The organism is Exiguobacterium artemiae 255-15 (assembly GCF_000019905.1).
Classification (GTDB): Bacteria; Bacillota; Bacilli; order Exiguobacteriales; family Exiguobacteriaceae; genus Exiguobacterium_A; species Exiguobacterium_A artemiae.
Map to the genome: position 1 here is coordinate 1884839 of NC_010556.1, position 11910 is coordinate 1896748.

Annotated in this window: 12 protein-coding genes; 3 read left to right on the forward strand and 9 right to left on the reverse strand. The window is 48.6% G+C overall.

Annotation, left to right across the window (positions count from 1 at the left end):
- Positions 1–5 precede the first annotated feature (5 nt).
- Genes priA through gmk form a run of 4 tightly spaced genes read right to left on the reverse strand, consistent with a single transcriptional unit; the run spans position 6 to position 4396 of the window.
- Positions 6–2330 (reverse strand): primosomal protein N', encoded by a 2325-nt coding sequence (gene priA, locus EXIG_RS09885; protein ID WP_012370797.1) that lies wholly within the window; start codon positions 2328–2330, stop codon positions 6–8.
- Positions 2327–3517, reverse strand: coding sequence for a bifunctional phosphopantothenoylcysteine decarboxylase/phosphopantothenate--cysteine ligase CoaBC (gene coaBC / locus EXIG_RS09890; protein WP_012370798.1), 1191 nt, complete (start codon positions 3515–3517; stop codon positions 2327–2329). The genes priA and coaBC overlap by 4 nt, the downstream gene beginning before the upstream one ends.
- 56 nt (positions 3518–3573) lie before the next feature.
- Positions 3574–3777 (reverse strand): DNA-directed RNA polymerase subunit omega, encoded by a 204-nt coding sequence (rpoZ, locus tag EXIG_RS09895; protein ID WP_012370799.1) that lies wholly within the window; start codon positions 3775–3777, stop codon positions 3574–3576.
- Between the two features lies 1 nt (position 3778).
- Positions 3779–4396 carry a guanylate kinase gene (gmk, locus tag EXIG_RS09900; protein ID WP_234944616.1) on the reverse strand — a complete coding sequence of 206 codons (618 nt, stop codon included), beginning with the start codon at positions 4394–4396 and terminating at the stop codon, positions 3779–3781.
- 168 nt (positions 4397–4564) lie between these two features.
- Between gmk and EXIG_RS09905 the strand changes: the two genes are divergently transcribed.
- Positions 4565–6259 (forward strand): Rqc2 family fibronectin-binding protein, encoded by a 1695-nt coding sequence (locus EXIG_RS09905; protein ID WP_012370801.1) that lies wholly within the window; start codon positions 4565–4567, stop codon positions 6257–6259.
- Positions 6260–6317: 58 nt separating this feature from the next.
- On the opposite strand, the gene EXIG_RS09910 is transcribed toward EXIG_RS09905, so the two are convergent.
- The 4 genes from EXIG_RS09910 to EXIG_RS09925 all read right to left on the reverse strand — a co-directional run bounded on the left by EXIG_RS09910 (position 6318) and on the right by EXIG_RS09925 (position 9361).
- Positions 6318–7229 (reverse strand): FUSC family protein, encoded by a 912-nt coding sequence (locus EXIG_RS09910; protein ID WP_012370802.1) that lies wholly within the window; start codon positions 7227–7229, stop codon positions 6318–6320.
- Complete coding sequence (locus EXIG_RS09915; RefSeq protein ID WP_012370803.1) at positions 7226–8125, reverse strand: DUF4097 family beta strand repeat-containing protein; 900 nt, start codon at positions 8123–8125, stop codon at positions 7226–7228. Before EXIG_RS09915 ends, EXIG_RS09910 begins: the two co-directional genes overlap by 4 nt.
- 206 nt (positions 8126–8331) lie before the next feature.
- Entirely contained in the window at positions 8332–9021 is a 690-nt protein-coding gene (locus EXIG_RS09920; protein WP_012370804.1) for a metal-dependent hydrolase, read from the reverse strand.
- 40 nt (positions 9022–9061) lie between these two features.
- Complete coding sequence (locus EXIG_RS09925; protein WP_012370805.1) at positions 9062–9361, reverse strand: winged helix-turn-helix transcriptional regulator; 300 nt, start codon at positions 9359–9361, stop codon at positions 9062–9064.
- A 94-nt stretch (positions 9362–9455) separates the two neighbouring features.
- Here EXIG_RS09925 and EXIG_RS09930 point away from each other — a divergent pair, with 94 nt between their 5' ends.
- Positions 9456–9947, forward strand: coding sequence for a lactoylglutathione lyase family protein (locus tag EXIG_RS09930; RefSeq protein ID WP_012370806.1), 492 nt, complete (start codon positions 9456–9458; stop codon positions 9945–9947).
- 2 nt (positions 9948–9949) lie between these two features.
- On the forward strand, positions 9950–10921 hold the full coding sequence (locus EXIG_RS09935) for a zinc-binding dehydrogenase (protein ID WP_041261980.1): 972 nt from the start codon (positions 9950–9952) through the stop codon (positions 10919–10921).
- Positions 10922–11001: 80 nt separating this feature from the next.
- Here the strand turns inward: EXIG_RS09935 and EXIG_RS09940 are convergent, their stop codons facing one another.
- Entirely contained in the window at positions 11002–11811 is an 810-nt protein-coding gene (locus EXIG_RS09940; protein ID WP_012370808.1) for a GNAT family N-acetyltransferase, read from the reverse strand.
- Positions 11812–11910 lie beyond the last annotated feature (99 nt).

Sequence of the window (11910 nt, forward strand, 5' to 3'; positions counted from 1 at the left end):
CCACCTCACATGAATACAAATGGATTCAAATCCACTGTTACTTGGACTTTTTGTTTGATGCGTAATGCAAGCATCGCACGGAGTGCCTCCCGCACTTCTTCTTGACCTTTATGTTTTAGAATCACCTGGTATCGGTACATGTTTTTTAGCCGTGCCAGCGGTGCTTCAAGCGGACCGTTGACAATTAAATCGTCTGATTCCAGATGCCGGAGTTCTCCTGCAATCGCTTCTGCTTCCGCTTGTGCTTCGAGCGGATGAGCTGCTGAAATCGTCACTAGTCCTAAAAACCAGAACGGAGGGTGTCCGCCTAACTTACGTAACTGCATTTCTCGCTGATAAAACGCTTCATAATCATGACGTTTCGCCGTCTGGATGACGTAATGATCCGGATTATAAGTCTGAATAATCGATTGTCCGGCAAGCGCTCCCCGGCCGGCACGACCTGAAACTTGCGTAATCAGTTGAAACGTTCGTTCACTCGCCCGGAAATCAGGAATCCCGAGTGTTGCATCCGCCGCAATGACACCGACCAGTGTCACGTTCGGAAAATCAAGCCCTTTGGCAATCATTTGGGTTCCGAGCAGGATGTTTCCTTCACCGCGCTCAAACGCATTCAATAATTTTTCATGCGCGCCTTTGCGTGACGTCGTATCTTGATCCATGCGGATGATTTTGGCTTCCGGAATCAAATGGGCCAGTTCTTCTTCGATTTTTTGCGTCCCGGTACCGAACTGCCGAATTTTTTTCGATTCACAGGACGGACAGGTTTTCGGCATGGCTGCTTCAAATCCACAATAATGACATTTCAGACAATCCTGGTGTTGATGATAGGTCAGATTGACGGCGCAATGTGGGCATTGAAGCGTTTCACCACAATCCCGACACAGGACAAACGTCGTGTATCCCCGTCGATTGAGGAGCAGGACCGTCTGTTCGCCCCGTTCGATGCGTTGTTTGATTCCTTCGACAAGAGGCAGGCTGAACGGTGTTCGATTGCTGCGTTCCAGTTCTTTTCGCATATCGATGATCTCGACCGGTGGAAGTTCGCCTCCGAATCGTTCTTTTAGAGGGAGGTAACGATAGACCCCTTTCTGAGAACGTGCATACGTTTCTAGAATCGGCGTCGCACTTCCAAGGACGACGGGACATTTGTGATATGCCGCTCGCCACGTGGCCACATCCCGGGTATGATACCGCGGATTTTCTTCCTGTTTATACGTCGTTTCATGTTCTTCATCCAAAATGATGACACCGATATTCGTCAACGGTGCAAAAATCGCAGAACGTGCCCCGACCACGACATCAACTTCTCCGTGGGAAATTTTCCGCCATTCATCGTATTTTTCACCTAACGACAGACCGCTGTGCAGCACAGCCACCCGATCCCCGAACCGGCGTTTAAAACGTTTGACCATCATCGGCGTCAAACTGATTTCCGGTACGAGCAAAATCGCTTGGCGCCCCCGCTGAAGCATTGTATGAATCGATTCCAAATAGACTTCCGTTTTCCCGCTGCCGGTCACCCCGTGGAGTAAAAACGTACTCGTCTCTTCCGATGCCGTGATCGCATCGACCGCATCCTGCTGATGTGTCGTCAGGGTGGACGGAACAAAGATATCTTGGACGAGATGTTCGTACGGATTGCGATTTACATCAATTGTCTCGACCGTAATGACACCTTTTTTCTCTAAACTGTTAAGGATGCTGACAGTCAAATCCAGTTCATGCATCACTTCACTCCATAACACTTCCGGACGTGCCATCAGATACTCACGGAGCAGAATCTGTTTTGTCGCTTGTTTCGATAATTCAATCGTCGAATCGAGCAGACGAATCCGCTTGTCGGTTTTGGACGTCTTCTTTTCTTTGACGATCGGTTGCAGTCGGATATCCCCATTTTGGGCAGCCACTAATATCTGTTGTTGGACCTCACTCGGAAACTGGCTGATTTTCTTCTGGTTCCAGTGAATCAGCCGCGGATTTTCCGCCAAAATCAGTTTATCATAACTGACTTTCAAAGCAGCGGGCAACATCGCAAGTAGTGCCGTTGCCTGATAGCAAAGGGTCGTCTCGGACAGGTAACTCGATAGTTGGAGCAATTCTTCCGTGTACGTCGGTGTCTCATCGAGAACGCGTACAATCGGTTTGATGCGCGCGAGATCCGTCTCGTCCTTCACGGCTACGACGATTCCGAGCAACGCCCGCGGACCGAACGGCACTTCGACACGCATACCGGGAACAACGAGATCACGCCATAAATCCGGTACTTCATAATCAAATGGCCGGTCGACCGTCGCCGCCGCGACATCGACGATGACTTCGGCAATCATTGTAATGCCTCCGTGAACTGTTCAATCAATGCGGCTGCCAATCGGGTTTTCGATTGTTGATCATAATGAACGGCCGGATGATTATTCCCGTAAACCGTGACTTGATTCTCATCACTTGAAAAACCGATGTCTGCACGGGAGACATCATTTGCGACGATGAAATCCGCCTGTTTTCGAATCAGTTTTTGTTGCGCATGTTTTTCCAGATTTTCAGTTTCGGCTGCAAACCCTACTAAAATCTGGTTTGTCTTCCGCTCACCAAGCGTACGTAAGATATCTGTCGTCTCTTCCAGTTCAATCCGTAACGGTCCGTCAATTTTCTTTTGTTTGCGGTCATACCGGACGGTCGGACGATAATCTGCCACCGCCGCTGCCATGATGACCAGATCCTGTTTGTCATAGTCAGCTAACATCGCTTCAAGCATCTCGTCACCGGACTCGACAGCCTTCGTCGTTATACCGGTCGGCAAGGCTTCTCGAACCGGACCATGAACAAGCGTGACGGTTGCTCCGGCATCCCGGGCCGCTTCTGCAAGTGCAATGCCCATTTTACCGGACGAATCGTTCGTCAAATAACGAACCGGATCAATCCGTTCGACGGTCGGACCGGCACTGATCAGGACATGGCGATTCGCGAGCGGTTTCGGTTGGAACAAGCCGGATAACGTTTCGACCAACTCTTCCGGTTCAGGCAACCGTCCCTTTCCGATCCAGCCACATGCCAAGTTACCGACTCCGGGTGCGATCAAGTGGACTCCGTCTGCCATCAGCCGTTCCATATTTCGCACCGTCGCCGGATGTTCGAGCATATTGACGTTCATCGCCGGAGCAACAACGACCGGACACGTCGCTGCTAAAATCGTCGTCGTAATAAAATCATCGGCGATTCCGTGCGCAAGTTTCGCAATCAGATTCGCCGTCGCAGGAGCCACGACAATCAAATCAGCTTCATCTGCTAAATCGATGTGGGCAATCTTGGATGCATCATGCTCAATGAAGACATCATCATAGACCGGTTTCCGCGTCAGCGCGGCAAACGTCGTTTTCCCGACGAATTGTTGGGCATTCTTCGTCATCGCGACTTGAACGTTCGCTCCGGCCTGAACGAGTTTCGATGCCAAAGCCGCCGCTTTGTACGAGGCGATTCCTCCTCCGACACATAATAAAATGTTACGATTCGTTAGCATGATGAATTCCTCCTTATTGAAAAAAACAGCCACAATGAGGAGTGGCTGCTTCAAAATTAGTCTTGCGGTTGGTTCGTAACCACGACTTCACCAGAAAAGAGTTCTTCGAGCGCTTTTCCGACTGGTTTGTATGATTTCGGGTTCGCTACTTTCACGCGTTTCCCGTCTTGGATTTGACGTGCACGTTTTGCTGCAACCGTCACGATTGTGTATTTCGAAGGGACCGTCTTTTGAAGCTTGTCTACTGATGGATATAACATGTTATTTGACCTCCATGGCTTTTTTATACAAGGACGCAACGCGTTCCCGGCTACAATGTTCTGCAGTGACGATTGCTTGAATTCTGTCACATGCTTTGTGGATCTCGTCATTCGTGACGACGTAATCATAAGCATCCATCATTTCAATCTCTTCTTTCGCGACAAGAAGACGTTGTTTGATGACCTCTTCTGATTCTGTTCCACGCCCGACAAGACGGTTGCGAAGTTCCTGTAAACTTGGCGGAGCCAAAAACAGAAAAACAGCTTCCGGAAAATGTTCCTTCACCTGCATCGCACCCTGTACTTCAATTTCCAAGATGACATCTTTTCCTTCATCTAAGATTTTGTTGACCCATTCGACGGGTGTACCATAATAGTTACCGACAAATTCCGCATGCTCGAGCAATTGGTTGTTCGCAATCATACTTTCGAATTCTTCACGTGTCTTGAAGAAATAATGGACACCGTCCACTTCTCCCTCACGCGGTTTACGTGTCGTACATGACACAGAATAGTGCAAATTATTGTCTTCATCTTCGCGCAAGGCACGGCAAACCGTTCCTTTACCAACACCACTCGGACCAGACAATACGAGTAATAAGCCACGCTCTTTAAAAATCACTTCAGAACCCCTCCATCTAACAAACTTCACATTGTTTCATATTAGCAGTAGAGACAGGAAGTTCGCAAGTGGTCTTTTTCAGCTCGACTGCTTAATCATACCATAACCGGGCACTTTCTGTTACCTTTAGAAAGTGGAAACGAAATCAGGAAAGAAGGTAATATCATGGCTTTTGACGGACTAATGACAACACGTGTCGTCCAGGAACTCCAACCGCTCGTTGGGGCACGGATTAATAAAATACACCAACCGTATGCACTCGATTTAATTTTCAGTGTCCGGGCAGAACGAAAAAACGTGATGTTGCTCGCATCGGCCAATGCGATGTACGCGCGGCTTCATCTGACATCGGAGTCGACGAGCAATCCAAGCGAACCGCCGATGTTTTGTATGATGCTCCGAAAGCATCTCGAAGGCGGCTTCATCGAATCAATCGAGCAGCTCGGACGTGACCGGGTCATCTTAATGCGTGTCCGCTCACGAAATGAACTCGGGGATGAAGAAGCGAAAAAACTGTACATCGAACTGATGGGCCGCCATTCCAACATCCTCCTGACAGATGGACAGGATAAAATCTTGGATGCGATCAAACATCTTCCGCTCAGCCAGAATACATTCCGGACCATCATGCCGGGTCTGCAGTATCACTTGCCGCCGGAACAAGATAAAGTCGATCCTCTGACCGGTGACATCGAACAGACGTTACACCGGATTGATTGGAACGCCGGAAAGATCGACCGTCAGTTATTAGGTTTGTTCAGTGGTTTTTCACCGCAAATCACTGCTGAAATCGTGTCGCGGGCCGGTCTTTCGAACCGGACATCACTTGCAGAGGCCATTCATTCCGTTCTGGATGAACTGACAGGTCCTTATTATTTCCAACGTCTCGCAAACGGGAAGGAACGTTTCTCCCCTGTCGCGTTGCACTACGGGGAAATCGTTGAAGAAAAGACCTTTGCGACAAGCGGAGACGTCCTCGATGCGTTTTTCCACCAGAAATCAAATCGGGATCGCGTCAAACAACAGGCGGCTGACTTGGAGCGTTTCATCAAAAGCGAATATGATAAAAATATTCTGAAACGTACGAAACTCGAACGTGACCTGGCTGCTACCGAAAAGATGGACGAATTGAAACACAAAGGCGAATTATTAACGACCTACCTGTATCAGCTCGAACGCGGTATGAAAGAGGCGACGGTCGTCGATTATTATGACGAAGACGGGAAGGAAATTACGATTTCCCTTGATCCCCGCTTTTCACCGAACGAAAATGCCCAGCGGTACTACAAACGTTACAACAAACTGAAGACTGCTAAAATCGAAGTCGCGAAGCAGCTCGAGAAAAACCAGCTCGAAATCAATTATTTTGAGTCGCTACTGGCACAACTCGATGTCGCTTCTCCGGAGGATATTCGAGAGATGCGGGAAGAGCTCGTCGAAGAAGGATACGTCCGGGAACGCAGCAAAAAGAAAAAGAAACCTCTTATCCCTAAACTTGAGGCCTACCAATCTTCGACCGGGATTCCATTTTTTGTCGGCAAAAACAACAAACAAAATGATTATGCGACGTTTAAATTCGGACGCCGGTCCGAGACATGGTTGCATACAAAAGATATCCCCGGTTCACATGTCATCATCCGCAGTGACCAGCCGGATGAGACCACATTAAAAGAAGCCGCGGTGGTCGCCGCCTATTATTCCAAGGCCCGGGAATCGAGCCAGGTGCCGGTCGATTTCACAGAACTCCGTTACGTCAAAAAACCGAGTGGTGCCAAACCGGGATTCGTCATCTATACGGATCAAACGACACTTTACGTCACTCCAGATGCCGATCTTGTCCAGTCATTGCGGACACCTTAAAAAAAACGTCGTCTTCGCTCTTTTTCAATTGAAAAAGATTCACGAGGACGACGTTTTTTTATTTCATTTTTTCCAGCTGTTCTCGGTAATCGAGCAAATGACCGTTGATGATATCGTCCACTTCACTGACTTCCTGGTCAAAGCTGAACATCGGCTGATCCCGGTCGTGTGAAAAAATCACATCATAATGATGGCTGAGCAGAAAATCGATTTCTTGTCCGAGTATCTTCTCCTGCTCGTCTGACATCGGCAAGTCGCGATGACTGGCGATACTTTCAAGCAGTAACAGAAGTTTGTCCTCCAGATCAACCAGCTGCTTCAATTGAATGAATGCTTTACTCTGACCGCTGGCGACAAGCGGATATTTCTGATCCTCCTGCAGCATGATAATCATTTCCTCATGCTTTAAAACCTGTTTGCGGACTGTCAGTAATTTTGCATCGTCTTTGACCAGACTGCGCCAGTCCTCCATCAATTGTTTGGTCGTCTTTTTGACGAACAACAGTAAACGGTCTTCATAGTGAGGAGGAAACACGATGTAGTTGACGGCGACTGCGGATAAGACACCGACGACCGTCAATAAGGAACGCGTCAATGCATAATGGACATAGTCAGCGGTTGGACTTTCAAACATCAGCACGATGGCAAAAGCGGCAAACGTCGACATATCGGTCCGCCCAATCATCGAGTTGAAGACAAGCGACACGATGACGGCCAACCCGATCGTCAACGGATTCGCTCCGAGGGTCGCGACGACCGCGAGTCCACAGACTAAACCGAGAATCGTCCCTAAAATCCGGTTGAAGACGATTTTAAACGACCGGTGAATCGTCGGTTGCATGGCGACGATTGCGGCAACCGCTCCCATACCGGAATAAATTCCGAAGACATACCAAGAAAAACTGAGGGCAATCGCTACAGCGATTCCGGTCTTGATTGTCCGGAGACCAATCCGAAATTGGAATTTCACTCGAGCGTCACCTGCCCGACTTCACTTTCGACAGTCACTTCCGGTTTTTCTTGTTTCGATAACTCAAATAAAGCGGTATCGTCGTCTTTTCGTTTCGTATACCGGTCTGACGCTTTGATGTCACCTTCCGTCGTTACAGCAATCGTACCGGCCGCTTTTGTTGGTTTCAATCGAACCGGGCCGTCAATCGTCGAGACGGATAAGTCCAGTTTGGCACCGTATTCGGATAAGTTAACTGATTCTGCGGTTACTTCCGCATGGACGGCATTCATATTCGTTGCTTTGACGTTACCTTGAGCTGTCAGGACGATATCGTCGGCGTCCATTTTGTTTATATCCATCGTCTCAGCTGACATCCGGATTGATTTCGCATACACGCCCATTCCTTTAATGGACCGAGCGTCGACATCGATTCGATTCATGTAGTTCGGTAACCCGACCTGAATTGAAAAATCACCCGGCTTCTCACTCGGACGGTTCCCAAGTCGTGCGGCAAACCCATCACGTCCTGTCACCGTCAATGTATTTCCTGACGTCCCGATCTTTAATCGTTTTTGACTTGACGCACTATCAACCAATTTCAATTGAACGTTTCCGTCCGTACTCCGGACAAAGTTGATTGTACCGTTCGGTGCGTCGATCTGAAGCGTTTTATACCGGTTTGTTGTTTTAAACGCTTCTCCCCTTGATAAGGAATCCGTCGTCAAAAATAAGGTCACCGTATATAAAATCATCAGACTTAAGATAACCGAACCGTAGACGATGAGCGGGCGGCGAATCGGTTTACGGGCACCGATCCGGTCGAATGAAGCCGTCATTTCCCGCCGTTTGTCTTTTAGTCGCGTAAACGATGATTGTTTCCGCTTTCGTTCTGTTCTGCTTGTGTTCTCCTTCATTGGTCTACCTCCATCCAATTCTCTCCCATTATTCCGAATTTATGATTCGTCTGTCAACATTCCTTCTTTATCATACGAAATTGTTCACATAATACCATCGGGCGGAAGATGGAGCATGACAAAAAAACGAATCATTCTTTCCAAGCTTCCGGAAGAATGATTCGTTTTTAACAGTGCAAACCGGTCTGACTGGTTTGCACTGTTAATTACAGTTCGATTGACTCATCGATTTTCAAGGCTTGACCGGTTTGGCCCTGCGCTTCCAAATTCGCACAGAAAGCCGCGGCATCCTGCTTGATGAGATCAAACGTGTCGTAATGGACCGGCACAACCGTTTTCGCCTGCAACATGTCTGCTGCCACCAAGGCATCATCCGGACCCATCGTATAGTTATCACCGATCGGCAGGAACGCAAGATCGATGTCGTAATGTGCACCGTAGAGCGCCATATCACCAAACAGTGCCGTATCTCCCGCATGATAGATGACTTTATCTTCAATCGTCAATAAGAAGCCGGCCGGCATTCCCATGTACGTGATCGTCTGTTTTTTTTCATCGATGATGCTTGAAGAATGGAACGCCTGCGTCATTTTGACTTTTCCGAACGGAAACTCAAACTGTCCGCCGAGATTCATCGGATGAACATTCAATCCTTTAAAGCTCAGGTACGTCGCCAGTTCATGTGTCGCGACAATCGTCGCGCCTGTCGCTTTGGCGATGTCTTCGGCATCCAGCATATGATCGGCATGCGCATGCGTTAACAGGATAAAGTCTGCTTTGACGTCTTCCGGTTTTGTCATCGCCTGATCGTTGCCGCTGAAAAACGGATCAATGACGATGTGGTGCCCGTTCGTTTCGATCGTGACAGTAGACTGCCCGTGATAAGTCAGTTTCATCTAAAAGGACCTCCTGAGATTAGTGGTATCAACAAAGAATTTAGTTCCCTTCTCCCCAGGCGCATAAACCTTTTATCGCAGGTTGCAGCGTATAAGCGGCATCTGTCAACCGGTACTCGACATGTAAGACAGCTTCGTCGAATTCGATCCGTTCGACCATTCCGAGCCGTTCAAGTTCTTTCAATTGATCGGTCAACACTTTCCGTGAAATACCGGGAATTGCGCGTTGCAGTTCTAAAAAACGTTTCGGACCATCTTCTAACGTGCAATATAACTGTGGACGCCATTTTCCGCCGATGATGGCGAGCGCCCGATTGACTGGGAACTGTTCTGTCGTCATTGCTTTTGTCTCTCCTTCAGGTAGTTACTTCAAAGTGCGTACTATGCAGTCGAGTGTATCGTAAGTTATCGTAATCGTAAATCAGTTGGATGTTATGACGTACCCACGTAATTTCTCACACATCGGACTGTCTGTTCCGAATCTAGAACAAGCTATCTCATTTTACTCGGAGGTGATGGGCTGGTATATCATCATGGAACCGTCGGACGTCGTCGAGGATGACTCACCGATCGGGGTCATGTGTACGGATGTCTTTGGCGCCGGCTGGGGAAAATTCCGGATTGCTCATATGGCGACCGGCGACCGGGTCGGAATCGAGTTATTTGAATTCCCGAACAATGAACAACCAGACAACAATTTCGAATTCTGGAAGACCGGCATTTTTCATTACGCCATTCAGGATCCGGATATCGAGGGCATGGTCGAAAAAATTGTTGCCCATGGTGGTAAACAACGGATGCCGATTCGCGAATATTATCCGGGTGAAAAACCTTACCGGATGGTCTATTGCGAAGACCCGTTCGGTAACCTGGTCGAACTGTATTCCCACTCATATGAACTGACGTATTCGGAAGGAGCGTATTAATGATGAAAGCATGGTTAAACCACACAGGTGAAGCAATTGATCAATGGACGTTCGAGGAGATCGAAACGCCGACGCCCGGTGCAGGTCAGGCGTTGATCCGCGTCAAGTCAGTTGCCTTGAACCCCGTCGATTACAAAGCAATCAAAAATCCGGCCTGGACGTATCCGCATGTGCCGGGTGTCGATTTAACCGGTATCGTCGAACAAACAGGACCGAATGTAACGGGTATCAAAGTCGGAGAACGTATCGCCGTTCATACGAATCTTCAAAAAAACGGGGCATTTGCGGAATATGCCGTCGTCGATGCCCGTGCGTTGGCGAAAATTCCGGATGCTGTCAGCTTTTCGGAGGCAGCTGCCATTCTCTGCGCCGGTATGACAGCCTATGAAGCCATCATTCAAAAGATGAACACGACAGGTAAAGAGACCATCCTGATTCATGCCGGAGCCGGTGGTGTCGGCGGAATCGGGATTCAGCTCGCGAAACGACTCGGACTTGCCGTCGCGACGACGGCCTCGACAGAGAATCATGACTGGGTCAAGAAGCTTGGTGCTGATCTTGCCATCGACTATAAAACAGAAAATGTGACGGAAGTCATCCGCGACTGGACGAACGGTCGTGGTGCGGATCTGATTTTCAATACAGTAGGTCGAGATGAAGCGACCGCTGATCTTGGACGACTCGCTTTTTCCGGACAACTGGCTTTCATCGCCGGCGGTCCCGATCAATCGGTCGTTAAACCGTTTACGCTCTCACCATCCATCCATGAAGTCGCACTCGCTGCTGCTTATGCAATCGAAGACGACCGGGCCATCCGGAATCTCGGTCATATGGCAGATGAGCTTTTGAAACTGGTTGCTGCAAAAGAACTGGACCCGCTCGTTACGGAAGAGATTCCGGCGGCAGATCTTGTCAAAGGCTTACAGCGGCTGTCTGAACGACATGTCCGCGGAAAGCTCATCGCAACATTCTAAAATCTGTATACAAAAAGCAGAGATATTTTCCTTCATTCAAGGAGAGTATCTCTGCTTTTTGTTTGTATGTCGTCAGCCGGTCATTGGTATTTCGGACGTTTCGTGATTTGCATGGAACGTCCGGCGAGTTCAAATCCGACTGCCTGATAGATTTTGTTTGATGTTTTATTGGACCAGTCCGTGTAGAGCGATACCATCGGATACTGTTGTAACAGATGTTCGGACAGACAGGCCACGAGATAAGACGCAATCCCTTGTTTTCGCCATTTTGGTGGGGTGAAGACATAGGAAATCGTCACACCGGAAGCAGTTGGCCGACTCGATGAAGCCATTGCCAATAACTGTTCCCCGTCAAACAAACCAAATAATGTTTCGGCTTCAATGTGTTTACGTATCGTTTGCTCATTCTTCAAACGACTGCGTTCCGTCGCCGGCAGGGCACCGGTCTCCTGTATGAACGACCAACCGAACGCAACAGCCTGTGGTGCAAACCGTTCCTCGATCAATCGGAATTCGTAGTCAAGCGTCACAGGAGGAATGACCGTCGTCAATGTATAAATCCCTTGATCCATCTTAATTTGAAACGGACTGTGCGAAGCAAGCAACGGCTCGATGATCGCCTGCTCTCCGACATATCCGGGACAGTTCAAAATCCGCGATAATTTTCGGATTCCTTCGTATGTAAAGACATCACCTGCTAAGATGGCCTGTTCTTCAATCGTTTGCAGCACAACGATCGTCCGGTCCCCTTCTTCCGCAATCGCCATTAAAATCGGCACATCTCCCCGTTCGAGTATCCCGAGCGGTAACTGATGGACATCGGGTCGTCGCTCAAGCAACGGAATCGCCACCTGTTTGAAACTCTCATAATCACGATAATGGGTCAACATCTGAAAACAGCTCCTTTTCTTTGTTTTCAGTGTATCAAAAAAAAGAACACATGACGGACGAATCGAATCTTTTCCGCCATGCTCGGGTGAGTTTCCTGA